Annotated in this window: 22 protein-coding genes and 2 pseudogenes; 16 read left to right on the top strand and 8 right to left on the bottom strand. The window is 54.3% G+C overall.

Features of this window, described 5'->3' with window-relative positions:
• Positions 1 to 124 precede the first annotated feature (124 nt).
• The 15 genes from ACW5W8_RS20340 (at position 125) to ACW5W8_RS20270 (ending at position 17,329) form a co-directional block, all read left to right on the top strand.
• Positions 125 to 3,877 carry a DEAD/DEAH box helicase gene (locus ACW5W8_RS20340; RefSeq protein WP_498629949.1) on the top strand — a complete coding sequence of 1,251 codons (3,753 nt, stop codon included), beginning with the start codon at positions 125 to 127 and terminating at the stop codon, positions 3,875 to 3,877.
• The gene (locus ACW5W8_RS20335; protein ID WP_498629947.1) at positions 3,874 to 6,276 is read left to right on the top strand and encodes a PIN domain-containing protein; all 2,403 of its coding nucleotides are present in this window, start codon (positions 3,874 to 3,876) and stop codon (positions 6,274 to 6,276) included. Before ACW5W8_RS20340 ends, ACW5W8_RS20335 begins: the two co-directional genes overlap by 4 nt.
• 4 nt (positions 6,277 to 6,280) lie before the next feature.
• A complete protein-coding gene (locus ACW5W8_RS20330; RefSeq protein ID WP_498629945.1) occupies positions 6,281 to 7,426 on the top strand; it encodes a hypothetical protein in 1,146 nt (381 codons plus the stop codon).
• Positions 7,423 to 9,285 (top strand): AAA family ATPase, encoded by a 1,863-nt coding sequence (locus ACW5W8_RS20325; RefSeq protein WP_498629943.1) that lies wholly within the window; start codon positions 7,423 to 7,425, stop codon positions 9,283 to 9,285. Before ACW5W8_RS20330 ends, ACW5W8_RS20325 begins: the two co-directional genes overlap by 4 nt.
• A 4-nt stretch (positions 9,286 to 9,289) precedes the next feature.
• Positions 9,290 to 9,874, top strand: coding sequence for a 4Fe-4S single cluster domain-containing protein (locus ACW5W8_RS20320; protein ID WP_498629941.1), 585 nt, complete (start codon positions 9,290 to 9,292; stop codon positions 9,872 to 9,874).
• Between the two features lie 426 nt (positions 9,875 to 10,300).
• Positions 10,301 to 10,876: a conjugative transfer protein MobI(A/C) gene (gene mobI / locus ACW5W8_RS20315; RefSeq protein ID WP_498629940.1), complete on the top strand. Its 576-nt coding sequence runs from the start codon at positions 10,301 to 10,303 to the stop codon at positions 10,874 to 10,876.
• A gap of 314 nt (positions 10,877 to 11,190) precedes the next feature.
• Entirely contained in the window at positions 11,191 to 11,328 is a 138-nt protein-coding gene (locus ACW5W8_RS20310; RefSeq protein ID WP_498629938.1) for a pilus assembly protein TadG-related protein, read from the top strand.
• A gap of 239 nt (positions 11,329 to 11,567) precedes the next feature.
• A complete protein-coding gene (locus ACW5W8_RS20305; protein WP_498629936.1) occupies positions 11,568 to 12,449 on the top strand; it encodes a hypothetical protein in 882 nt (293 codons plus the stop codon).
• A 225-nt stretch (positions 12,450 to 12,674) separates the two neighbouring features.
• Entirely contained in the window at positions 12,675 to 13,022 is a 348-nt protein-coding gene (locus tag ACW5W8_RS20300; RefSeq protein WP_498629934.1) for a hypothetical protein, read from the top strand.
• Between the two features lie 344 nt (positions 13,023 to 13,366).
• Positions 13,367 to 13,591 carry a helix-turn-helix transcriptional regulator gene (locus ACW5W8_RS20295; RefSeq protein ID WP_498629932.1) on the top strand — a complete coding sequence of 75 codons (225 nt, stop codon included), beginning with the start codon at positions 13,367 to 13,369 and terminating at the stop codon, positions 13,589 to 13,591.
• A gap of 11 nt (positions 13,592 to 13,602) precedes the next feature.
• On the top strand, positions 13,603 to 15,285 hold the full coding sequence (locus tag ACW5W8_RS20290; RefSeq protein ID WP_498629930.1) for a DUF927 domain-containing protein: 1,683 nt from the start codon (positions 13,603 to 13,605) through the stop codon (positions 15,283 to 15,285).
• A gap of 50 nt (positions 15,286 to 15,335) precedes the next feature.
• Complete coding sequence (locus ACW5W8_RS20285; protein WP_323580209.1) at positions 15,336 to 15,599, top strand: pyocin activator PrtN family protein; 264 nt, start codon at positions 15,336 to 15,338, stop codon at positions 15,597 to 15,599.
• Between the two features lie 585 nt (positions 15,600 to 16,184).
• Positions 16,185 to 16,643: a zinc uptake transcriptional repressor Zur gene (gene zur / locus ACW5W8_RS20280; RefSeq protein WP_005335805.1), complete on the top strand. Its 459-nt coding sequence runs from the start codon at positions 16,185 to 16,187 to the stop codon at positions 16,641 to 16,643.
• A complete protein-coding gene (locus ACW5W8_RS20275) occupies positions 16,633 to 17,094 on the top strand; it encodes a chemotaxis protein CheX (protein ID WP_005335807.1) in 462 nt (153 codons plus the stop codon). The genes zur and ACW5W8_RS20275 overlap by 11 nt, the downstream gene beginning before the upstream one ends.
• A gap of 4 nt (positions 17,095 to 17,098) precedes the next feature.
• On the top strand, positions 17,099 to 17,329 hold the full coding sequence (locus tag ACW5W8_RS20270; protein WP_042052444.1) for a hypothetical protein: 231 nt from the start codon (positions 17,099 to 17,101) through the stop codon (positions 17,327 to 17,329).
• A 73-nt stretch (positions 17,330 to 17,402) separates the two neighbouring features.
• Here ACW5W8_RS20270 and brnQ (ACW5W8_RS20265) read toward each other — a convergent pair.
• From brnQ (ACW5W8_RS20265) to ACW5W8_RS20255, 3 genes and pseudogenes are all read right to left on the bottom strand, one after another.
• Positions 17,403 to 18,263 (bottom strand): annotated as a pseudogene (brnQ, locus tag ACW5W8_RS20265) (branched-chain amino acid transport system II carrier protein); the annotation flags it as partial.
• Between the two features lie 121 nt (positions 18,264 to 18,384).
• The gene (brnQ, locus tag ACW5W8_RS20260; RefSeq protein ID WP_498629927.1) at positions 18,385 to 19,689 is read right to left on the bottom strand and encodes a branched-chain amino acid transport system II carrier protein; all 1,305 of its coding nucleotides are present in this window, start codon (positions 19,687 to 19,689) and stop codon (positions 18,385 to 18,387) included.
• Positions 19,690 to 19,880: 191 nt separating this feature from the next.
• On the bottom strand, positions 19,881 to 20,591 hold the full coding sequence (locus tag ACW5W8_RS20255; protein WP_498629925.1) for a tRNA1(Val) (adenine(37)-N6)-methyltransferase: 711 nt from the start codon (positions 20,589 to 20,591) through the stop codon (positions 19,881 to 19,883).
• A 119-nt stretch (positions 20,592 to 20,710) separates the two neighbouring features.
• Between ACW5W8_RS20255 and srmB the strand changes: the two genes are divergently transcribed.
• Positions 20,711 to 21,934 carry an ATP-dependent RNA helicase SrmB gene (gene srmB, locus ACW5W8_RS20250; protein WP_498629923.1) on the top strand — a complete coding sequence of 408 codons (1,224 nt, stop codon included), beginning with the start codon at positions 20,711 to 20,713 and terminating at the stop codon, positions 21,932 to 21,934.
• Between the two features lie 72 nt (positions 21,935 to 22,006).
• Here srmB and ACW5W8_RS20245 read toward each other — a convergent pair whose 3' ends face one another.
• From ACW5W8_RS20245 to ospF, 5 genes and pseudogenes are all read right to left on the bottom strand, one after another.
• On the bottom strand, positions 22,007 to 22,462 hold the full coding sequence (locus ACW5W8_RS20245; protein WP_498629921.1) for a GNAT family N-acetyltransferase: 456 nt from the start codon (positions 22,460 to 22,462) through the stop codon (positions 22,007 to 22,009).
• 189 nt (positions 22,463 to 22,651) lie between these two features.
• Positions 22,652 to 23,224 (bottom strand): Crp/Fnr family transcriptional regulator, encoded by a 573-nt coding sequence (locus ACW5W8_RS20240; RefSeq protein WP_498629919.1) that lies wholly within the window; start codon positions 23,222 to 23,224, stop codon positions 22,652 to 22,654.
• Positions 23,225 to 23,226: 2 nt separating this feature from the next.
• Complete coding sequence (gene rlmB, locus ACW5W8_RS20235) at positions 23,227 to 23,976, bottom strand: 23S rRNA (guanosine(2251)-2'-O)-methyltransferase RlmB (protein ID WP_498629917.1); 750 nt, start codon at positions 23,974 to 23,976, stop codon at positions 23,227 to 23,229.
• A 611-nt stretch (positions 23,977 to 24,587) separates the two neighbouring features.
• Positions 24,588 to 24,749, bottom strand: a pseudogene (locus ACW5W8_RS20230) (alpha-amylase family glycosyl hydrolase); the annotation flags it as partial.
• A 200-nt stretch (positions 24,750 to 24,949) separates the two neighbouring features.
• Positions 24,950 to 25,654 (bottom strand): type III secretion system effector phosphothreonine lyase, encoded by a 705-nt coding sequence (gene ospF, locus ACW5W8_RS20225; protein ID WP_498629915.1) that lies wholly within the window; start codon positions 25,652 to 25,654, stop codon positions 24,950 to 24,952.
• Positions 25,655 to 25,746: the final 92 nt, after the last annotated feature.

Here is a 25,746-nt window from a genome sequence, read left to right as displayed (position 1 = left end):
AAATGTCTCGGATTCAGGCAGCCTGTCAAGGTATTCGAAGAGTACCGTCAGGCGGCATAGGCGAGTGTCGCACTTCGAAGTTGAATTCGCGCAGAGGGACAAGCAGAATCCACGATACTCACAGATGGCGATTCGAGTTAACGCCGCTGGGCGGGATTGGCCGTTTCGGGAGGGATGCACTTTCATTGCACTAGGAAGCTGGCTTACCGAACATCATTCACCAATCTTCCAAGTTAAGAGTTTCATCGAGGCTGCGGATCTTCCTGCACGATCGTTCGAACGTGAATTTACAGCGTTTGCTGTGCATGACAACGTGCAATCCGCGCCAGGCCAGCAGCGTATTCAGCGCGTCAATAATTTACTCACACCGCAACTGATGCTCGACCTGCCGCCAATCACGCAGCAAACCGAAAAGCAGTTGACCGAGTGGAGTGAATTTCTTCAGTGGAAAGAAAGCCTCATTCGCCACAAGGCGCGCGGTTTGCGCTATGTCAGCCGTGAATGGCGTGACGAGCAGTTGGTTTTTTCCTTGATCGGACAGAGCGCACAGGCTTTACAAAAAGAGCGTAAGGCCTTGGGGCGGGATGATCTTGTGGCGTTTCAGGTGGGGCAATCCAAAGATCCTTGGGTGTTCGGACTGCCTGAAAGGGAGGAGCGCCGCCTTCCCCGCCTGGGGCAGGCTGGCAGGCTCTCGGAGCCGGTATCATTACCGCAAGATAGGAAATTTCCCAAGGACGAAAACTTGCCGCAATGTCCTTGGCCTGCGCCCGTGCTTGCCGAATTGACCGTCTCTCTGACCGAAGACGACACAAATGATCTCGCCAATGCAGAGGAGCCAGATGCCTTGCGCGAGCGCATCCTGAATCGGATTCCGGAGTCTGGTTTTCTATCCATCTCAACGGCGGGCGACATGAGCCTGATCAAGCGCCATCAACAGGCGCTGCGGCAGCTGCAGGAACAGGGCGGTTACGCGCCGTATCTAACGGATTATCTGTTCGAGGCTGCACAGGTTTCCGTGCCGAAGCGTTTGGAAACGGTGACCTGGTGGGCCAACGACAAGCTCAACCCGGACCAACAACAAGCCGTGGTCAAGATTCTTTCCGCACCGGATTTGTGTTTGGTTCAGGGCCCTCCGGGCACGGGTAAGACCACAGTGATTGCGGAGGCCATTGTCCAATTGGCGCGACGTGGACAGCGGGTGTTGCTGGCATCGCAAGCGCACACCGCCGTGGACAACGCACTGGACAGGCTGGGCCATGACAGCTCCTTGCGCGTAGTGCGGTTGGCGCGGAATGAAAGCAAGGTGACGGAAGATGGTGCTTCCTTCGCGGGGCAAGCATCCTTGCAGCGCTACTACAAGGCCTTGGCAGGACAAACCGAAGATCGTCTTGCCGTTTGGAAGCGCGGTGAAAAGGACTTGCGCCTCTTGGAAGTGTGGCATGAGCGAGCGGCTTTCGTGTTGCACGATGAAAAGGAGTTAAGTACCAGACGCGGGCAGCTTGAAGCAGACTTGGCATCGGCACGCGGCCAGACAAGGCAGGCGCAGCAAGCGTATGACGCGGCTTGCACTGTGCTGGATGACGACCAGGCCAAACGCCATCGCCTACAAAGCATTCTGGTCTTGCTGCATGGTGAAGCCAAAACGCTGTATGGCGACTTGCGTGATGTGGAGCAGCCTGCCAGAAATTTGGCGCAATGCCTTGCCTCCTGCGAGGCGGCAGGATTACTCGTGAAATTTTCGATGGACGATTGGCTGGTTGATGCAGGCAGTCGGGGCGCAATGCTGGCGCATATGCTGGTCGCATGGCGGCGTTTCACGAATGTGCGGGAAGCCATTGCTGCGGACATTCGCCGCCTGCGTGAAGCTGCGGATGGCCCAATTCAGGATGTTAGCACCCGACTACGTATCGAATCGCTCCGCGACGAAGTTGCCTCGTTGATGGATCAAATGGTGCACGACGGATCGTTAGTTACGTCTTGGCAAGCCAAGAAAAAGGAACTCAAAGAGCTGGAGCAGATAGGTGTGGGCTTGGATCTCAGTCGTTATGAAGGCCTGTTTTGCCAAGCTTCCGAATGGTGCGCTCCAATTAAAAGCGCTTCTCAACTGGCAGACGAAATGGATGCCAGCCTAACTATGCTTGAGAGGGCGCAGCCGGGCATCAAACAGGCCGTCGAAATCATCAAGCAATCCTTGCAGGCGCAGTTGTCGCAGCCCGCACCTCAAGTTCCGAGCGATGGTCTTGTGCAAGGTGCGCAGAACCAGCAGCGCATCGCTCAAAGCAACCTAGATGACTGGGATGAGCAGCGCAGGCAGCATGAACTGAAGGTTAAGGCTCTGTTGCAGGATGAGGCGATCACCCAAGGTAGCCGGCTGCCGCTAGAACCTGCTGCGACTTTGTCGCAGCGCATCGACACAGTTGCCCAAGTCATCAAAGCCTTGGAGCACCGCCAGGCCAGCCAGCAACATGAACGCATGACATGGGGGCCATTGCTGGAAGATTGGATGCGCGATTTGAGTCGCAACAACGTCGCAGCAGAAGATTGGCAGCATCTGGGCGCAGATTTTCTGGCGAGCTGCAATGTGGTGGCCATTACTTGCAACGAAAATGAGCGCACGCTGGACGATGCTGGACAGACGAGTTTTGATGTCGCCATCATTGATGAAGTGAGCAAGGCTACCCCGCTGGAATTGTTGATGCCCTTGATGCGCGCACGCCGCGCCGTGCTGGTGGGCGACCACCGCCAACTGCCACCGCTATTTCAGGAAGGCGACGAAGCCCGCAGCTTCATGGATGAAGTAGAAGAAAACGAAGCGGCCAACGCTGAGGAAAACAGCACAGGTCACCCTGCCGAAGCGCAGACCATGCTGACCCCCGACAACCTACGCCGCTTCGAGAAAATGGTCACAGCCTCGTTGTTCAAGTCGCATTTCGAGATGGCGGACGATGCGATCCGGGCACGGCTCAGTGTGCAGTTCCGCATGCACCCGCAAATCATGGCGATGGTGAACCATTTTTATAAAGGTGGAGAGTTGGTGTGCGGTCTTCTTCGGCCTGACGATGACCCAGACCCGAGGCTTCGTCGTGTTCACGGACTGACATTGAAGAGTGTGGACGGCGGCTCGCCCTTGCTCACTCCGGACGACCATGCATTGTGGGTGGACACAACCTACAACCTAAACAATCAAATTCACCGTGAAGATATGGACGGTCACCAGCCCCGGCGCACCAATCGCCTGGAAGCGGAGTTGATTGCGGAAACGTTAGAGCAGATTGAGCGGCAATCCGCTGCACAGGGCTACTCGCGGACAAACAAATGCAAGGTCGGCGTGGTGTCATTTTATGCTAACCAATGCAGAGAAATTCGCGCAGCCATCCGCCGCCGCAGGCCTAAGGAATCCAACGGGCGTTTTGATTGTCTGGATGTTGAAGTCAATACCGTGATTCGCTATCAAGGCAAGGAAAAATCGATCGTGCTGGTCAGCATGGTGCGACACGATGGACACGACCCTTTGCGCTCGGGCAATCAGATCCGGCGTCGTTCCAGTAAGGCCAATGTCGCTCGCTTCGAATTTATTAATGTGGCCTTTTCTCGCGCGCAGGCATTGCTGATCGTCTTCGGCGCGAAAAGCATGTATGCGTCCTATGAGGTGGATTTGCCGCACATGGACCGCGCAGGCAGCGTGAAGCGAACCGTTTACAAGGACATTCTTGATCAACTGGAGCGCGATGCACGGTTGGTTCCGGCAAGGCAGTTGATGTCACCCGACATGCTGCCTCAGCAGCCACAACAGCAGCGTGGCAGGTTTAATGCTCCACCAAATCGGACGACTGCGCCCAAGGGCGGCAACTACGGTAATCGCGGAGGCCGCGCATGAAGCTAGCAGAAATTTCCGTTTCCTTGCCCTTGTATCGAATTGAATCTGACGTGACTTATCACACCGAGCGCAAGCCCACGGTGTTCGAGCGAATGGTGTTGCGACTGTGTAATCCTGGACTCAAATTGCCTGACAAGCAGAACTTGTCTTTGCTGAGTGTTTTCCGTGATCAACTGGGCGCAGGGGATGTGCGTGAACTGCTGGAAGGCTGCGTATCTGAGCTTTCTGCTTTAGGTGCTCTGCCCACACGTTACGCTCTGGATATGCCCGAGGCACCTCTAACTGAGCTTGAATTGACTGCCGATGGCTTGCAATTTTTGCGCAGCGACAGCCTACCTGTGCGCTCGCGTACGGTTAAGGTCTGGCACCGTTATGACCCCATCAGCGACGAGATTAAGCCCACCCAAAACGACGGGGCGCGTCTCAGCCAAAGTGATTTCAGTCGCGTCAGTGTCGCTGAGCAGGCGTTAAGGCCGCAAAATCCGCTGCCGCAGGTTGAGCGCGCCATAACGCAGGAAACGTATGATTGGAAAAACCCCGCGACAGTTATAGACCGCATAGCGCCCCTGATGCATCCAGCGGGATGGGGGGAGCGTCGACTCGAGATCTCGTGCAGCGAGGATGGTGCACTGTCCGCGAGCGCTCCGCGTGATGCAGCGTTGGAGCGTTGGCTGGAGCAAGCGCAACCCGAACTGGCATGGGAAATTCTGCTTGCTGACGCACTGACAAGCGAGCCAGATTCCTTGCTGCCCATCATTGACTCTTCTGTTTTACGAGATGCCCGAACTGCCCGCCCTATTGCCGCAACAAAAGTGGGGACAGCCAGAGCGCGGTTGTGCATCGTTGCGCAAGGGGTTGCGGCAGCGGATGCAACAACACCCACTATCGTTTTATCGTCTGAAGTGAACGCACCAAAACTGGTTGCCAATGGCAATCAACCGACCGTGTTCACACTGCTCGTGCCCACCCCGACAGGAATGATGACGGGATTTCGTAGCTTGTCTCTGCCGCAGGTCGACGGAGTGAGCGCTCAAGTAGAAGTAGCCGGTAACCTCCGCCTCTATTGGGCCGGACAGCCGCGTTTGTGTGGCCTGGCGGTGACGTTGAATGACCAGGTTGCAACCGAGCTTTGGGCCAAGATGAGCAGAGATTTAGAAGGCGCTTGCGAGCACTCCGATGACCCACGGATTGCCTTCATGTCCGTAGCATGGCGAGATGTCGATGCACTCGGCGAAACGGTGTGGCCGTGGCTTGCCACACGTGCTGAACAGCCACTGGACGATCTGATGGCATTGGTCGAACCCGCTACACAAGCAATTGGATTGTGGCGGCCCGATAAGAAAGGCTGGAAATCTGCTTGGGAAGAATCTCTGTCGAAAGCTATTGATGAGTCGTTGAGATATACGCCCAATCAGCTTGATCCTGAAGATGTTGTTTCTCTATTAATCCAGATAGCTCAGGTCTTATCTGCAGACAAGGCTGTGCCTCTGCAAGCCGCGCTGCTGCGCCATGCGGCCCCCATTCGCGCCTTGGAATCATTGGCAAAATTGCGATCGGCCTTGTCTTCCACCACTGAAATTCCAGAAGAATTGCTCTCCTTCGAATTACGGCAAGTGTGGCTGGAATACGCATTGGAGCGCAAAGAGTTGAGGCTGTATGGCCCACACGCCATACAGCAATCAATGCAAGTTATTGAGAAAGCCGTCCAGGATATTTACCGGAGTATTGGCGAGCAAGCGTTGAAAGCGGCGGGTAGTAACCAAATGGATGTGCGTACCTTGACCCCGGGTGCATTAGATGCCGTGCGCGCTTGGCGCAAAGCGGCTGAGCATTTCCACGCTTTAAATACATCATCGCCCCTCTGGGATGCGTTGAATAAAGCAGTGGAAAGCTGGAGTCTTTTGGCTCAGGACAAGCTTGCCCCGGTTGAGATTGGGCGCCGCGTTGTAGTGTTCGACACCAGCGCTCTGATGGAAAATCCTGAGCTTTTGCAGGATCTTCTTTCCGACGATATTCCGGTTGTGCCGCATCGGGTTCTGAGCGAATTGGATGGTTTGAAGACTAGTGAAGATGAGACTCGCGCGGCCAAGGCGCGCGCAGCCATTCGCCAGTTGGATGCGACATCGTCCCGCATCCACCATGCAACAGAATACACGGCCTTGCTGCCCGCGGAGTGGGATGCCAAGCAACCCGACCACGCCATTCTTTCAACTGCGTTGTTCTTCCGGCTGAATGAAGTTTTGTTTGTAAGTAATGACATCAACCTCCGCAACAAGGCGCAGTCGCTTGGCATTAACACGCAAGACTCCAAGTCATATGCGCCTTCGCGACTTGTGCCCGTTGCCTCGCCAAGTATGCATCCACGGAAGCAAGGCAATAGAAAAAACAAAAGGAAATGAAACCATGAGTCGGGCAGACGAATATCGCTACCAAATTCAACGGCAACGCAAGCAGGAGCTTGATCGACAGCGTGTGCGCGAAACAACGCGTCCGTTCCTTGAGCGCTACCGCAGCGTATTGACCGATGTCATCGGTCAAGGACTAGATGCCATAGTTCCGGAAGAGTTTCGTGAGTTGAACATCGCTCTTGACCGAATGGAGATTCTGCTGGATTCAGACCCGTTTGCTGCCAGAGAGATGAGCCGTTCCCTAGGTGGACGATTTCACGGATTACCAAGATTTGTGCGTGAGCAGCGCCGTTCTCGTCAAGAGGCGGAGCTAGCCGCAGCTGAAGCATTCCGCAAAGCGCAGCAAGCTGAGGTCAAACGACAGCTTCAGCTGAGGACAGAACTTGAAGTTGCATGGCGCGAGGGTTTGAGTGGCTGGAGCACTCCTGTCGCACTCAACGCCGCGTTTGCCGAGTTGCAGCAACTACGGGAGCGACTATTTGGCAATGCTGCCAATAACATGACCTCGGCGCAAGTTTCAGCCACCTTGCGCGAAGTTCAGCAGCGATATGAAGCGGACGCTGAACGCCAATTGCAAGAGTTGAAAAATCGTGTACGGCGCGAGGCTGTGGCCGACGTACTGACGCTGCAAAGAGAGCAGTTGGAGCTGGAAGCAAATAAAGACGGTGGCGAACGCGCTGCCAAGCTTCGCGAGGCATTGACCCATGCAATTGGACTGGCTCCTGCAGAGCAGGCTGAAGCCTTGAACCAACTGGCGCAAGAACAGGATGAAGCTGCCGTAGATGAAAGCCAGCGCCGTGAAGTTGTGCGGGCAGTCTATCAGTCACTACAACAAGCAGGTTTTGTTGTGGATAGGCCAGAGCATCTTGTATCGGAAAAGGAAGACCAAGTGCTGATTCGCGCCCGTCGCCCTGCTGGTGCGCAAGCAGATTTCCGCGTCAACTTGAGCGGCCATCTCAGCTACAAGTTTCATCAGTACAAAGGCAAAACGTGCGAGAAAGATGTCGCCCCCGTCATGGCAACGCTACAAGATGCTTACGGCATCAGTCTGAGCGACAAGCGCGTGATTTGGGTCAATCCCGATGACCAAGATCAGGATGCACGCCCTTACCCGGATGCGACACAGGAGAGAAACAAATGAGTTCAGTTTTGTTGCCATGGCAGGAAGACTTTCGCCGCGAATGCGGCATACGGCGCGGATTGATATTGCACGGTAATACGGGTGATTTGACATCCGCTCCCGAAGCGCCAGGGCAATGGACAGCGTTGCCTACCGCGTTGATGAGCCTACTGCGTCAGCGTGGGTATCAGCATGTAGTTTTCTGGAACCGTGTCAATGGTGTCAGTGGTGTTGATGCGAGAACTTGGGGGGAATTGCAAAGCTCAGTTACACCGCCAGCCGCAAGAGAAAGTACATCTGAGGGGAATGCCTATGACATGGGTGATTTGCCGCCTACACCTGTGGCGAGCCCTGCATCCAACGGCATTACGGTCAGCGCAGATGACTTACTGACTGTCGCTGCGCAATGGCTGAGGCAACCGCGCGCCGAAAAGCCTGTCGCTTTCGTGCTGGACTGGACGCAATATTTATTTGGTAGCGTTAATTCGTTGAGTGAGAACGAACGCGGATGGCTGCTGCGTCTGGGACAGGCGACTCGTGATGCCGCCATGGTTCGCAATGCTGAAAGCATTGGTCAACCGCAATCTTTGTTGGTATTGCTGTGTGGGGGGGTGAATGTGCTGCCGCCATCGATCTACCTGAACAACCCCTTGTTCAGGGAAATCGCAATTCCTTTGCCGGCAAGGCAGATTCGCGAGTCTGCCGTATTGGGTTTGAAAGAAGTGTTTCGGCTGCAGCACCCTTTACAGCAAGGCGGACGAGAGTTGGCTGACTTCGTGGATGGTTTGGAAGGCCAGAGTATCCGCGACATTCATAATCTCGCACGACTTTCACGACAGGAGACTGAAGTCTCAAGTGCCTTGTCTCTGCTCAACCTATATCGCCATGGCCGCAGGCACAGTCCCTGGGAGCAACTGAATCACCAAAAACTTCAGACCATTGTCGAAACCCTGGGGCGGCGGGTCAAAGGTCAAGGGGAAGCCATTGAATCGGTGCGGCGTATCCTTGTGCGAGCCTTCACGGGACTTTCGGGGCTTCAACATTCGTACAGGCAAAGAACTCCCAAGGGCGTTCTGTTTTTTGTTGGACCTACGGGTGTCGGCAAAACTGAACTGGCGAAGTCCATTGCCGAATTTCTCTTCGGCGACGAAGAAGCCTGCCTTCGCTTTGACATGTCAGAGTTTAATCACGAGCATGCTGACCAGCGGTTGGTGGGCGCACCGCCAGGCTATGTGGGCTACGAAGCTGGCGGGCAGTTGACCAATGCGGTCAAGCAAAAACCATTTTCCCTGCTGCTGTTTGATGAGATTGAGAAAGCGCACCCGCGCATTCTCGATAAGTTTTTGCAAATTCTAGAAGACGGGCGCTTGACGGATGGCAAGGGCGAAACGGTGTTGTTTTCGGATACCGTCATCGTCTTCACATCGAATATTGGCGCAGCCGAAGTGAGCCATGAAAGCCAGGATGTGCGCAATGAATTCATCCAAAAGGTGCGACAGCATTTCATCCACGGATTAAAGCGCCCAGAATTGCTAGGGCGCATTGGCGAAGCCAATATCATTCCATTCAACTTCATGCGTGATGATGGCTTCTTGATTGATATCGCCCGCGCCAAGTTGGAGCCATTACGCAAAGGGCTGAAGGATAAATGGGGTGTTTCGGATTTGAGGCTGGTTAAGGAGGCCGAGATACTGACCTTGCTGGTTAGAGATGTGGATCGCGGGGCGGGTGGTCGCGGCGTCCCCAACGCACTGACCAATAAGCTGATTGACCCATTGGCCGATTTTCTATTTGCACAAATGGCTGCCCCTGATCAGATCCGGGGCAAGGTAATTGAAGTTCATATTGCAGGTGGCAAATTGTTATTCGAGCAGGAGTGAATTCGTGCATTGGCTGAACGTGGCATCTCGTCTACCTTGCACCGAAGCCGAAGGGCCGGGGCGAAGAGCAGCATTGTGGGCGCAAGGCTGCAACAAGCGTTGCCGTGGCTGCTGCAACCCAGGGTATCTGCAACTGGTTGAGCGTGAGCTTGTTTCGACTTCATCGGTTCTCGATTGGCTGGCAAATGCGCATCATGTGCATGATCTGGAAGGGGTGACTTTTCTCGGTGGCGAGCCCATGTTGCAAGCACAAGGATTGGCTGTTGTTGCGCAAGGAGCACAGTCGCTGGGGCTGTCAGTGATGGTATTTAGTGGATATACGAAAACTGAGCTTGATGCTATGCAGTTACCTGGGGTTGATCAACTGCTTCGCTACACGGATGTGTTGGTAGATGGTCCGTATGAGGCGAGTTTGCCGGAGATCAGTCGCCGTTGGGTTGGCTCCACAAATCAGCAATTCCATTATTTGACGGAGCGTTATGATGCACAGATCGAGAAAAGAGATGCAGTTGAACGCTTAATTGAAGTTCGTATCAACTCAGATGGAACAGTTTTTGTGAATGGATGGCCAGAAAAAATCAGCATTTAGAGGCTGATGCTGATTAGTGAAGTCGTCATTGGCCGCTGCGTCTGATGTGTAAAAATCCGGAACCAATTGGTTTCGGATTTTTCATGCGTATCGAACAGGCCTCACCTCCATGTCACACTGTTGGATGGTTAGCCTGAGCTGTCCGCTAATGTGGAACCACCAGATTACAGACAGGTCCCACATGGTTTATGGAATGAGCGATTCAAGGTCTCTGCACCAAGTAGCAGACCTCGATTGCTCATTATTGATGGGTCCCACATCAGATAAGCTATTGGAAGGGAATTGGAGAGGTCTTTTGGGTTGCAAATAATTACCTTGGGACCTGAAATATCGCTCAATGTGCCCAAAAAGGGCCGATACAGAGCGCAGGTTTTAGCATCCCCTTGTTTAGCATCTGTTGTGTCATAACCAAGAACTGGAGGACATATGACACAACAGAACATTTCCCGCATGGCAGAAGCATGGCGAACAATCAGTCGTAAACAGACGACTCAAGCTGATCGGGATAACGCCACTTGTATGGCACTACAGCAGTGCGGGGAGTACCTCATCGCCATCCATGACATGGCGGAGATTGAGCAGAGGCGCTACGAGTTTTTAGCGAATCGACTCTGCGACTATTTTTGGCAACACAATCGAGCACACAGAACCAAGCAGACCCCTGGTTATCCAGGCCATTTCGGTTGCAGGGCACGAGTTCGTCAATTCAAGCTGGAATGCCACTGGTACTACAACCAATTCGTTGAGCAGCCCAAAGGGTCAGGTAAAAACAAGGTTATTAGCCATTACCTACCGCGTAATGGTCAGTTTTCGTATTACAAATCCACATTCACCCCTGCACATGATTGGGAAAAACCAGTAATTCTGGCCACAGAGGAAGGTTTTGCCCTGATACGCCAACTCAATGACCAGTTGATGCAGATGCGTCGGCTTTCTCGAAGCAGCCAGCGCTTGCTGGGCGCTCTGAGCCAGCAACTCCATGAGGCGGAGGTTCTGTCATGATACGGCTCTAGTGCAAACTGATTAGCAGTTGCTCACCAAGCCACTTCGGTGGTGCTCGTACAGCCTCAGGGTATATTTCTGAGCCATTGGCGATGATGGTATTGGAAATCATCCTGGGGCTATCTATATGACAAACAGGATAAAAATCTATCTGACTTGTTTCTACAACTCCGGACATCAATGCCAGATCTCACTCGTTTATGACCTAGAAAATGAAGTTTGTTCGTAACGAATAAAGTTATTTAAAATCAAGTGGTTATTGACTTTTCTCACCACGTGCCACATAGTTTTTGTAACTATATTGAGGGCGTTTTATGAACAGCATTGTGGTCTTGGTCTGTCTATTTCTATTTTTTTTCGGCGTTGCAGTAACTGTCGGATACCTCTACAGAGAGAAACAAAAACTGCAAAAACTTTCACATGTGAAAGATGCGGATAGAAAAAATCAGTAAAACATCCAGATAGGCGAAGTGACTCTCCTGATGCTCTGAGTGAGCCACGACAGAGAGTGTTCTCATCTCTAAGTCCCTTCACAACAACCCTGTCTCTGTTCAGCTTGGGCGTTCTATCCAGCCGCTGAAAAATTGTTCAATAAGAGCATATATTGAATATTTTCAATGTGATAACTGCATCACATTGGTTTTTGTAGGGGCTGTGGCAACCTGAAAACAGTGCCATAGGAGACACTTTTATGATGAAAAAACTAACAACAATAATCGTTACAACCGGGCTGGGATTGGCCTCAGGTTGTGCAATGACAACGCATAGCTACCAATACAATACAGATCATAGCCGAGCCTATAACCTGGCTCAGGCTGGGGGACTCCAGGAAGCCAAGGATTACGACGTCCCTAACGACCAGAGAGACAGCCTTACCAGCAAAGGATTGGACACCACAAGTAATGCACTATTGTTCAACTCTGGGAACGGATTCGGGTTGGCTTGGGGTAAGTCATTGGGATTAGGCTTATTGACCAGCGCCTTTGCACCGGAAGGGGTCATGGAACGCGATAGCGTATTTGGATGGGTCCCAGAGTCGCAGGCCAGTGATGAGATAAAAGCTAGGGAGATGATGTCGAGCACCCTATTGGATGGCATTGAGAAATCTTTACAACAGGCGAATGTAAAATACGTTGTTGATAACAAAAATAAACTCCAGAGTCTCCCTCTCATATCTGATTACATTCTTTCCTCGGTTCGAATTGTTGCTCCAGAATATGGGTGTCCAGATTGGGAAGCAGCAGGAGGCAAATACGACAAAACTTGTAATATCAGCACAATAGTCCATACCCCCGCAGATAACATACAAAAAATACCTGATTTTGTAGCGATGGGGAAAACAGGCTATAGCTTCAATGCTGGCAATAAGGCTGATTACTCACATATTGAGGTGAATATCCCCACAGGTTCAAGCTTGGATAAAAATCAACTGCTCGCAGGTATCAGCCAGAAACTTCCATCATGGGCCTTCGTATTCGTTGCATCACAAAAAATGGATTCTGGTGGCTACACAGCACCGGTTATCTTGACAGCCGGGAAACCTGAATTTTTTATCACACCGGATAAAGGTTAAGTAACCATGGAGAGTTAGACTCTATTTTCATCTCGCCCTAAAGGCAGAAAAATTTTAAAATTGAAATATTTAAAACGTGAGGGCGTAGGGACTATTTATGTTTCAGACTCTACTAATGAACATTACCCTATGCCTTCACTCATTAATGATTAAATCATTGCTTTCTTATGGTTGCATTTTATTAAATCGCGATAATGTGAGTGTGACATATTAAAGGAGGTCACCGTGAAAGATTTAATTAATATATTTTTGATGGCTGTTGTTGTCCTTGGCTGGGCAATGCTTGAAGTCACTGAGTGGGGTTATGCCGTTCTAGCCATCCCAGTTGTTTACTGGCTCAAACCCATGCTGGATCTGTTGCAAAAATACTCGCGACTAAATCTTACTTTCTGGTTCTTGGTTGCTGTTTTTTCTTGGCAAGGGGCTCTTGTTGGCTGGCTATTCTATGGTGTGCTCATTACCCCCAAAGATGCTTACGCAAGCAATGCCGGCAGAAAAAAAAGCACTATACGGCTCGTTTTAGACGGTCATGACATTGAAACCGGGGAATACGTTGGCTCATCTTTTTGGTAATGCTTTGGTCAGTTGAAACGGTAGCAGTCTGACTAGATGCCCCTTTAGAGCTATCTCTTATACACAACTCCCCGGGCATCGCTCGGGGATTTTTTTGAGCTATTGCTCCCGTCCGTGATCTCACTCAGGGCTACGAGCCAAGTCGACGCAAAAAATTTCACATGTGAAATTTCTGACCGATTAGCGAATCAAAAAGTAATACGGTAATAGCCAGGAAATAGTGAACTAGGCCACACTCAGCCAATGGCACGTCTATGTGTTTTTTTTATATATGTAAATTATTTTTTTGTTTTGCCCAAAAAGGGCACTTTCAGCGATGATGTTTTCTGCATCAGGCATTCAGAATGCTCCTGCCGACACATGAAACATCTGGAGGATGTATGGCTGAAACAAAAAATAGAGCATTGCTAACGATGACTGAGGTAGCAGAACTGACCTCCCTTTCACAGTCGACAGTACGGCGCCTTGTGAAATCTGGAAACTTACCAGCCCCCATCAGGCTAGGCCCCACCGGACGTTCAATCAGATTCAAGCTGTCTGACATTCAGCAGTATCTAAATAACATTTGAGGGAGGTGCTTATGGAATTTCGATTACTGCCGGATGCACTGGAATGCAGGGAATCCGAACGCTGGGTCAAGCTCGGGGGTTATATCAACGTGCTGGCTCGAACCCGCTCTTCAGATCAGAGACGCAGCTACGGCATTTTACTAGAGTGGAAGAATCTGGACGGTGTTGAGTTGCAGGATATTGTCCTAATTCGGCATCTTCAGGGTGATAACAGCAGGCTGGTTCGGGAGATGTTGATTGATTCTGGCTACCCACTGGAACTGAGCCCCCATGCTTGGCCACGTATCCAGCGCTATCTACTCAATGAGATCCAACGTGCTGAACCTGCAACCTGTGCTGAACGAACTGGGTGGCACGCTGAGGGCTTTGTTACTCCCAGTTGGTGTGCCTCGAGGAGTAACGCAAAATTGTATCTTCTGCGCAGGGGATTGGATGTGAAACTGAGGTCATCTGGCAAGCTGGAACAGTGGCAGGAGGAGATCGGCAAACTTTGCATTGGTAATCCGCTGCTGATTTTTTGCTGCGGAGTGGCCCTGAGCGCACCGCTATTTAACTGTTCAGGTGCAGAAAATGTGATTTTCCATCTATATGGCGACTCGGGGTCTGGTAAATCAACAGCATTGAAGATCGTGACGTCAATTCTAGGTGATGAGTCACTCATGCGAACCTGGTTGAGTACAGCCAATGGCCTAGCTGCGGCCGCAGCACTACACCACGATGTCCCGCTCTTTCTGGATGAATTATCTCAGGCAAGAGCAGAGGATGTGGATACTGCCGTCTACTCCATATGCAACGGTAGACCCAAGCTCCGAGCCAATGAAACTGGCCAGCTGGCCATAGGCGAGCCCTGGCGAACCATCGCCTTATCCAATGGAGAGGTGACACTGGCTGAGCATATGGCCCAACTAGGCAAGGATCCACTTGCTGGGCAGCTGAGCCGGGTGGTTGAAATCCCTGTCATAGGTCAGCACGGCGTGTTTGATACGCTCCATGGTCACAAACGGCCAGATTTGTTGGCAGATGAGCTGCAGAGACGCTGCAAACTCTACTATGGCACCTTGTTTCCAGCATGGGTAGATCGATTGGTCAGCTACGAAGAGACGGAGTTGGAACGCAAAGTGTCGCAACACCTTTCATATCGTAGTGACCTCATGAGAGAGGATGCAGAACTCCTACTTGGCTATCCCGTCAGCCCCCAGGTTATGCGTGTGATAAGGCGTTTTGCCCTGGTTCAGGTCACGCTGATTATGGCCAACCATTTCAACCTGCTGCCTTGGCTCGAGCAACATTCAGTGAAGGCAGTTGACCATTGTTTCAGCCTCTGGCTAAAAAACCGCGGTCATGGTTTGGACACTGAGGATTACCGGTTGTTTTGTATGCTGAAAGCGGCTGTGCAGGGCTGGGGGCCACATATAAGACCTTTGGACAGTCGGCTGAGCTCTAGCGTTGGTTACTGCCGGACGTACCAGGGAGAGCTGCAATGGCTAGTCAAAACTGATGTGCTGAAACAGGCATTGAATTTACGTCCACAATATCGCTCACAGATGCTGCGACTAGTCAAAAGAGATTGGCTGCAATTCAATGAGGAAGAACGATTGACTCTCAAAGTTGTGCAGGAGAAAAAATCGGCCCGCTATTTTGCAATCTGGCCTGAGCGTATCAAAAAAGCTCTGGCAGAGCTGGAGGTGGATTAATGGATTTCCCGGTTTTCCCAGTTCCACCGGCTCTGTTGTGAGGTGACAGCATGCAAACCGTTTTTATGCTCTTGGCGCAATACGAGAAACCTGTCGTGCCGCTTAAAGAGATCTGTAGTGAGTATTTTGGTCTGTCGTATCAAACTGCCAGACAGCGGGCCAACGCCGGGATGTTACCCATTCCGACGTTCAGAACCAGCCAAAAGAGCGATTATCTGGTGCATCTGACTGACTTGGCTGACTATATAGACCAGCAGAGAGAGAAGGAAATGCGCAGGCTAACGGCAATCACGAGGATGGAGACTCGAAGATAACCTCTTGGAAAGGTAAGCCCGCGATGATCGCGGGCTTTTATCATTTTTGGCCTCGGTCAGTGTTCCGGTTCAAGTGGTAGAGGTACCCTGCCAACACTGCAAACAGAACAAGGAACGCACATAGGCAGAGCAGTATGACGATGCTGCTACTCATGCCCCCTCCTACTCGCTCTTAAGATCTGGAGTTAGTATAATCAAACGGTCACCAACATCAACATAACCTGTTGATGATGTTTATTTTTGTATCTAACGAACAAAGTTGTTGGGACACATTCGCAGAGTAGACAATAAGAGCTGAAAGGCTTGAGAGAACCCCTGATCAGAACCGTTTTGGCCATCACCTGCCCCATATCTGCCCCATGAAAAATGAAGGCCGCGCCAGATAAGGGCTAGAGAAAAAATCTCACCAATCCAGCATGGGGGCGATGGAAAAACGCTGCGCCTGCATAAAAATCATCCGGGTTGGCTAAAGAAAGGGGCGGATTTTATCACAACGTGAAGCAGCCCCAGAAAATGAATTTTGTCACCGCGCCATGCGGGGCCCTGTGATAGTATCCAGCTAATAGAAAGGGCCATTGCGCGATCATGAATCAAGACCAACTTTTACAACGAGCCGAGCGACTCTGTATACAGCGAGGGATCCGTTTCACCCCGACCCGACGTCAGGTATTTCGCCTGCTGGCGGCACACGGCAACGCCATCAGCGCCTATGATTTGTTGGCCCAGCTGCAACAAACCGAAGCGAATGCCAAGCCGCCAACCGTCTATCGGGCACTCGATTTTTTGCTCGAACAAGGCTTTGCTCACAAGGTGGAATCTCTCAACGCGTTTATCTTCTGTTGCCACTTCGATCACGCTCACCCGATGCAGTTGCTAATCTGCGACGAGTGCGGGGATGTGGTCGAGCTTCACGATACGGCGATCGATAGCGCGTTTTCCGAGCAGGCCCACTTGCATGGTTTTACTATTACCAATAAGACGATAGAGGCACATGGCCAATGTGCCCGTTGTACGCCCACTGTAGGAAGTCATCATGAAGGCTGATTTTGTAAATCCGTTCCTGCTATCCCTGCTCAATGTGCTCTCGACCATGGCACAGCTGGAACTCAAACCGGGCAAACCGAAACGCAAGATGGATGAGTTGGCGCGCGGTGACGTCTCCGGCCTGATCGGCATGGTCGGCCCGCAGACCCGTGGCTCCCTCTCAATCAGCTTCGAGAAGGGGCTGGCACTGGAGATCATGCGCCGCATGCTGGGGGAAGCTCCCGCCAACATCAACGAAGAGGTGACCGACATGGTCGGTGAAATCACCAACATGGTGACCGGCGGTGCCAAGCGAATGCTGGGCGAGAAGGGCTACGAGTTTGACATGGCGACCCCCATCATCGTCTCAGGTCCCAACCACACCATTACCCACCGTGCCGATGGCACCAAGATCATGATGCCGTTCGAATCTGATTTCGGTCGCGCCACTATCGAAATCTGCTTCGAGTAACCCTATGTGGAAAGCCTTGAAATGGATTTTCATCTGCTGGGCCCTGCTGTTGATCCTGTCGGACATTCAGATCAGCACCTCCCTCTACAAGTACGAAGATAACCGGGTGCTCATCAACTTCCCGCGCTGGGAAGCCAAGCAGCCCTGGGGCACCTTCGAGTGGCATGCCGGACGGGTAGAAACCCACTGGTATGGTCTGGATGGCAAACCCAAGCCGTCAGGCCCGCAAATCTGATCCGATAACGGATCCGGCAGAAACAGAAGAGGCCAGCAGCTGCTGGCCTCTTTGCTATCTCGTTGATCCTGAATCAAGCTGCTTCGGCAGCCAGCTTACCGCTTGGCCACACCAAGATGCCAAGGCCGCAGGCCAGCAGAGTCGGCAGCAGCCAGGCAAGCCCCTTGTCGAACAGCGGCAGGAAGGCAAAACCGTCCATCGCCATCCCGGCAGCCCCCAGCCCATCGAGGCAACCAAACAGAAAGGCGACCGTCAGCACACCGCGAAACACCAGCCGTGGCTGGGCAAACCATCCCTTGAGGAAGGTCGCCAGCACCAGCGCGATGGCAACCGGATAGATGGCTACCAGCACCGGGATGGAGAGACTGATAAGCTCACTCAGCCCCACATTGGCCACCAGTGTACAGAGCGCCCCCAGCAGCATGACCCAGTTGCGATAGGCCCAACCTGTCAGGCCATGGAAGTAGTCGGCACCGGCACAGAGCAGGCCGACCGCACTGGTAAAACAGGCCAGGGTGATGATGGCAGCCAGAATAAACTGACCTGGTTGACCAAACAGGCTCAGGACGTAGGCATTGACGATGGCACCGCCGTTGCTGATGTCGCTCGCGACCCCTTCAGCACTGTTGCCCAGATGAAAGAGCGAGATATAGACAGCCGACAACCCGACCGCCGAGATCAAGCCCGCGATGGTCAGATATTTGAACTGGCTGCGATAATCCTCGATCCCCTTCTGGCGCAGCAAACCGATGATCAGGGCACCAAACATCAGGGAGGCCAGGGTATCCATGGTGTTGTACCCCTCCAGCATCCCATTGATGAGCGGGGTCTCGACATAGTCGCCGCTGGCATCGGGCATGGTGCCCTGTGGCGCCATAAAGACCCCGACCGCCAGAATAAGCAGCATCACCATCAGGGCCGGCGTCAGGTAGACGAACGTCGCCGAGAGCGATCATCACGACACTGCAGCACACACTCCAGCACAGACTGCAGAAAGATGAAAAACAAAAGAGCCTGCACGGGGCAGGCTCTTGGCAATATCACATCGGGTGTGATCAGGCAGCTTCGGCAGCCATCTCGGTCGGACGCACCATCACGCCAACTACGCAGGCCAGCAGGGTCGGCATCAACCAGGCGAGGCCCTTGTCGAACAGCGGCAGGAAGGCAAACGCATCCATCTTCATACCGGCAGCACCCAGACCATCCAGGCAACCGAACAGGAAGGCAACCATCAACACGCCACGGAACACCAGACGGGGACGGCCGAAGTAACCCTTCAGGAAGGTGACCAGCACCAGCGCCACGGCAACCGGATAGATGGCAACCAGCACCGGAATGGAGAGGCTGATCAGCTGGCTCAGGCCCACGTTGGCCACCACGGCACAGATAACGCCCAGCAACACCACCAGCTTCTTGTAAGCCATACCGGTCAGATTGTGGAAGAAATCGGAACAGGCAGAGATCAGACCGACTGCTGTGGTAAAGCACGCCAGAGTGATGATGGCCGCCAGAATGAACTGACCCGGCTGACCAAACAGGCTCAGTACGTAGGCGTTGACGATGGCGCCACCGTTGCTGACATCGGTCGCCACACCGGCGGCAGTGTTACCCAGCTGGAACAGGGAGACGTACACCACGCTCAGACCAACGGCAGAGATGAGGCCGGCAATGGCCAGATACTTGAACTGGCTCTTGTAGTCGTTGATGCCTTTCTGGCGCAGCAGATCGACGATCAGGGCGCCAAACATCAGGGACGCCAGGGTGTCCATGGTGTTGTAGCCTTCCAGGATCCCTTTGACGAAGGGGCTGTTCTGATAGTCACCGGACGCGTCAGGCATGGAGCCTTGCGGCGCTACGAATACCCCGACCGCCAGAGTCAGCAGCAGCAGCATCAGTACCGGAGTCAGGTATTTGCCGATGGCGTCCATCAGCTTGCCCTGGTTCATGGAGACCAGCATGGCCACACCAAAGAAGATCACGGTATAGGCAGCAAGACCAGCCTGCCCCATATCGCCGATAAACGGCTTGAGGCCCATTTCATAGGCAACCAAACCGGTACGGGGCGCGGCAAAGGCCGGGCCGATGATGATGTAGATGGCAACGGCCAGCGCAGTCGCGACACCGGCAGGCAGCAGCTTGGTCATGCCAGCCCAGCCGTTACCGGCTTTCGCCACGGCCAGAATGGTCACCAGAGGCAGGCCCACGGCAGTGACCAGGAAGCCAAACATCGCCAGGGAGAGGTGCTCACCAGCCATGTAACCGGCCAACGGCGGGAAAATGATGTTACCGGCGCCCAGGTAGAAGGCGAAGGTCATAAACCCTAATCCGAGTACATCGGACAATGTGAGTGATTTCGTCAAGTTCAACCTCGTCTGTCTTGTAAATTATTGCTTGTTATAGTTTTTATCGGTCGCTGACCGGGTGTGTTCAGGGGGTATAAAAAAAGAGCCCCGCATGTTTTTTCATCGCAACCAGTGGTTTTAGCTGGTCTGGAGCGGGCGCTCGATCTGGAACCAGCATAATGGCGTGAAAAAATAGTTCAAGACGAAATTTACATCTTCAAATAGAAGGGGTTGGTCAGTTGGATATATCTGTCGGAATAGGCCACATCAGCAGAATGGATCACAATTTCACCCCTCTCACACCTGTTTAATCCTCTGCCAAGTAGCAATAAAACACGATTTGCCTCTTTACCCTCTCTGGTGATAACAGCTGTATAACAAATGCCATGCAGATCATAATTCGCCGAAATGCATAAAATTTCATCGGCCATCGCCGTCGGCAGCACCAGCGCCACCTGCCCGTTCGGGCTCAGCAAACGATCGCAGGCAGCCAGTAATGCGGGGCTGTCGAGGGCGCCGGTATGGCGGGCCAACGCCCGCGCCGGATCGCTAAATGACTGGCCTGCCACGAAATAGGGAGGGTTGGAGACGACAAGATCGTAAGGGGCGGCCTGATAATCCTGAATGGCACTATCTATGACGGTCACCCGATCGGCCCAGGGAGAGGACGCCGCATTCTCCCGCGCCTGACTGGCCGCATTAATATCCAGCTCGACCGCATCAAGACGGCAGTCAGATCTGCTGCGTTGGGCCAGCATCAGGGCGATCAGGCCGCTGCCGGTGCCGATATCGAGCACTCGACGCGCCTGTTCGACCGGCGCCCAGGCACCGAGCAAAATGCCATCGGTGCCCACCTTCATGGCGCAGCGATCGTGATTGATATGGAACTGTTTGAAGGTAAATCCGCGACTACGTCCCATCTGGCCCCCGTCATCTGCAAAAATGGTGGGCGATTATAGCGGCTAAGACACACTCACCAATAGGAGCCGACGAGATAATCGCCTATAATCTGCCGTTTCCTTAATGACCGAGTATTGCCATGAGCCAGTCCTTTGATGATTTCGACCTGCACCCAGCCCTCAACCGGGCCTTGGCCGAGATGGGATTCACCCGCCCCACCACCATCCAGCAGATGGTGCTGGAGCCAGCCCTGGACGGCCGCGATATTCTGGCATCCGCCCCGACCGGTACCGGCAAGACCGCCTCTTTCCTGCTGCCGGCACTCCAGCACCTGCTGGACTTCCCGCGCCGCAAGCCGGGCCCCTGCCGCATGCTGATCCTGACCCCGACCCGCGAGCTGGCGCTGCAGGTGACCGCCCACGCCAAGGCGCTGGCGGCTCACACCAACCTCAGCATCGAGACCATCATCGGCGGCGTCAGCCATGAAGAGCAGCTGCCTGCCCTGACCAAAACCACCGACATCGTCGTGGCCACCCCGGGTCGTTTGCTCGAGTACATCGAGAAAGAGGAGTTCGAGAGCCACGACATCGAGGTACTGGTGCTGGATGAAGCGGACCGCATGCTGGACATGGGCTTTATCAAGGATGTGAACCGAATCGTGGCAGAGGCGCGCTACCGCAAGCACACCATGCTCTTCTCCGCCACCCTGGAAGGGGCCGGCCTTGAGAAGTTCGCCAACGAGATCCTCAAGGATCCGGTGGAGCTGCACGCCGAGCCACCCCGCAGCGAGCGTCGCCCCATCACCCAGTGGATCCATCTGGCCGATGACGCAACCCACAAGCTGACGCTGCTGACCCATATCCTGAAAGATCCGGAAACCCAGAAAGCCATCATCTTCGTCAAGACTCGCGAGCGTCTGGCGGAGCTCTCCGGCCAGCTGCAGGCTGCGGGTATTTCCTGCGCCTGGATCCGTGGCGAGATGGAGCAGAGCAAGCGTATCGAGTCGATCCGCAAGTTCCACGAAGGTGAAGTGTCCTTCCTGATCGCCACCGACGTCGCCGCCCGCGGCATCGACCTGCCAAACGTCAGCCATGTCATCAACTACGACATGCCCTACGGCGCCGATGTCTACGTCCACCGTATCGGCCGTACCGGCCGCGCTGGCAACCGTGGCTGTGCTATCAGCCTGGTGGAAGCCCACGACATGGCGATGGTCGCCAAGATTGAACGCTACACCGAGGAGCGCCTCAAGCGCCGGGTGATCGACGAGCTGCGCCCGAAACATAAGGAGGCGCGGGTACCGGTGAAGAAGAAAAAGCCGGTCGACAAGAAGAAGTCCGCCAAGAAGAAAAAGAAGAAGTGATCGCCTGGCGATAAAGAGAAGGGCCATCCCGCGGGATGGCCCTTCTGCATTCTGAATCACTCTGACGAGTGGTTATGCCACCACTCTGCGCATCCCCATATGGGGGATATCGTCTTCGAGATAGCCTTCCCCTTCCGCCACAAAACCGTGCAGGCCGTAGAAGCCCTGCAGATGGGCCTGCGCCCCCAGCCAGATGCTGTGAGTCGGCCAGCGCGCCTCGCACGCCTTGACCGCCTCGCTGATCAGCTTATGACCGAGACCACCGCCACGCGCCTTGGGTGAGGTCACCACCCGACCGATGGCGGCGCCGAGCTCGTCGCCGATACCGGGCGCCATGATCCGCGCATAGGCGGCCAGCAGATCGCCCTGATAGCCGAGCAGGTGCCAGACCCCTTCGCGGCGATCGAGCCCGTCCAGATCCTGAAAGGGGCAGGTCTGCTCCACCACAAACACCTCGGCCCGCAGCGCCAGCAACTCATACAACTCGTCTGTGGTCAGTTCAGACCAGGGTTTCAGGATCCAGTTCATCGGCAACTCCTTATCAGTTCGGTCTGCCAGCATAATCGCGGCGCCAGCGCCCTGCATTAACCTTTGTTAAGTTCTTTCAGCCGTTTGCGAATGCGGCTCAGGCTGACTGGCTGGCGCGATGCCGAGACGGACTGTATGAAAGGTCTGAAATCTGGTGGCCACACAGCCTCTCATGACGCATCGGCGACACTACTCCTTGTTCAGCGCTTTCAACCGCTTGCGAATGCGGCTCAGACTGATGGGAGTAATGCCGAGATAGGCGGCAATCTGGTGGTCTGGCACTCTGGCATCGAGTGCAGGAAAGCTGTCGAGAAAGTGCTGATAGCGCGCCTGCGGGCTGCCGGTCAGCAGCAACTGCTCTTTCTCCTCCTTGATACGCAACTGCACCTCCAGCAGGTGCTGGTACCAGCGCGGCCAGCCGGGCAGCTGGCGCAAGTCGGCCAGACTGAACAGCTGCAGACGGCAGGGCTCCAGCGCCTCCACGCCGTAGCGGGCCGGCTCGCCACTGAGCAGGTGGTGAAAGTCGAGAAACTCGTCCCCCTCCCAGTAGAACTCCTTGATGTACTCGCGGCCATCCTCCAGCACCAGCTTGGCCCGCAGCAGCCCCTGCTCCACCCTGACCAGCAGATCCGGGCTGTCGCCGGCGTGCCAAAGGCAGCTTTTCGGGCTGAGGGTCAGCGGGCGGGCAAAAGAGAGGAGGCGCGCGGCCTCCTCTTTATCTGCGACCTGCGCCCAATCGAAGGGGGGTCTGTCAGTCAGCATGATTAACCGCGACGCTGACGCACGGCTTCAAACAGGCAGACGCCGGTTGCCACCGAGACGTTGAGGCTGGATACCGCCCCCGCCATCGGGATGCTCACCAGCTCGTCGCAGTGCTCGCGGGTCAGACGGCGCATGCCCTTGCCTTCGGCGCCCATCACCAGCGCCATCGGGCCGGTCAGTTTGGCCTGATAGAGGTCGTGATCGGCCTCGCCAGCGGTACCGACAATCCAGACGCCGCGCTCCTGCAGCTCGCGCAGGGTGCGGGCCAGGTTGGTGACCTGAATAAGCGGCACAACTTCAGCGGCGCCACAGGCAACCTTGCGCACGATCGGGGTGAGGCCGGTGGCCTTGTCGCGCGGCACTATCACCGCGTGCACCCCGGCGGCATCGGCGCTGCGCAGGCAGGCGCCGAGGTTGTGTGGATCAGTCACGCCATCCAGCACCAGCAGGAAGGGCTGGCTCTGTTGTGCCGCCAACGCGTCCAGCAGGCTGGCCAGATCGTGCTCGGCGAGCTTCGGCGCTTCGATCACCCGGGCCATGATGCCCTGGTGATTGTTGCCTTCCGCTTTGTCATCAAGGGTCTTGCGGTTCACGCTCTGCACGCGCAAGCCGAGGGATTCCAGCTCGGCCAGCAGGGGTTGCAGCCGGTCGTCATCCCGCCCTTTCAGCGCCCATACCTCGATAAAGCGCTCGGGTGTGCGCTCCAGCAGCGCGGATACAGCATGAATGCCGTAGATCAGTTCAGTGCTCATGTTCAAGATCCGTAGGTCGGGTCGCATAAATGTGCCCCGAAGAAAAATGGCCGTACCGGCAGCCTGACCACCATGATGCAGGTCTCGTCACCGGTCGCTAAATGATGGCGCATCATACCAGAGAGACCGGCATCTAGGGAGGAGGAAGCTGCTAGGCCAAGCGCCGAAACTATGACAGGCCTTTTGATCCGGCTGCGCCATCATCCTTAATGGCACACCTGACCCTACTCTCGGCTGATTGCAGGAGGACAATACCCTGCCCGGCAGTGACTAAGTGGGCTCGCTACGCAGCGCACAAAACGGTCGCAGTCCCATTTTCAGCCCTTGGAGATCAACCCTTTCGTTGTGGATGTTGGACTGCAACACGGCTCAAGATGATTAATTTATTGAGCTTGCTCAAAGAATCATCACCCCCTGCGATCCTCTCCTGCATCGCACGCTAATATACTCGTTTAGCAACAGCCTCGTCGGAGTCACCCATGAGCCAAGCCAGTGCAACATCGCCGGTAAAAAGCAGCAGACTGGGGGCTGACACTCAGGGGCGGTAGCATTGCCGGATAGAATGGATAAGCGAGTGAAGCAAAACGGTTGCTGTCCCAATTTCAGAACCACAGCTGACCAAGCCTGTCGACAACCCACTGGCGCCGGTGCTCATAGCTATTGCCAGAATGCGTATCTTGTCCACACAAGAAGGCCCGCCGCACACAACGGCTGACCACATGGTAATAGGGTGTATCTTGCAAGCTGATCTGGCGTGAACGAGCGATGGTCATGGCACACTCCTCGACTAGCGACCCATCAAGCGAAGCAGCATGCTACGCTGCTGTCAAATTGGTGGGTGTCCCAGATTTTCAGAGAATACCTGCCACCCCGAGCAAGCTGGCAGGCAATCTGCGCCTGTATTTGGTGAAAGTCAGTGTGCCATACAGGCGATGCTGAGAGTCGCGGCCCTTGTCAGCCATCGTTGCTGTAATTAATTAGTGAGTAACTGGTAGGCCGGTTCTTCATGCAGTCGGCCGGATTGGGCGGCGTTTCCTTCCCGGTCGCTGTGAAATTCGTTGCGGTAGCTGGTGAACTGCCAGTGGTGTGGTGCAATGTCTGAATCGGGCCGTGCACCAGCCGGGATGGCATGGCGAGAGAGAGTCTGCTCGATGTTCTCGACCAGATGCCGAATTTTGTTCAACTCATCGGCTTGATAAGCCCCATCCTCTTGCGCTGGCTTGATGTAGAGAGTGAACTGGGCACCTTTTGCCACTCGACTATCCATGGGCGCCTTGGCCAGATCAGTGATCTTCCACTTGTCGATAGGGCTGTCTTCGGAGAAGAGCATGGGGGCCAACAGTTCGAAGGCGGCCGCCAGACGATCCGGTGCAATGCTCAGGTGCAGCTTATCCCCCTGAAACTCTCCCTGGCTCCCCCCCTCGCGTCGCTTGGCGTGGATAAAGACATCATTCCCTCCGGCATGGAGCAGAAAACCGGCGTGCTCTTGGGCAAAGCCCACCTGTTGCATCTCCTGATAGCCTGGTGGATTACTATCCGGTCGCAGTAGTGGGGAGGGAAGCTGCTTTATTTGACGTGCCAGTTCTGGCTGGCGGCTGGCAAGATCCGCAGTGGGCGGGGTTTGGATTTGGACTGGAGGGAGAGTTAAATTCAGGGGTTGGTTGAGTTTGGCTTTCATTAGGCTATGTCCCAATTACGTGTTGCATGGGGTGCCCCAGCGCCTCATGCAAACATGCTTTGATATTCACGCCCCTCCCGTAACGCTCCAGC

Source organism: Aeromonas aquatilis, from assembly GCF_054052405.1.
Note: the sequence above shows the minus strand (reverse complement) of the source record. Positions and strands in the feature narration are given on the sequence as shown.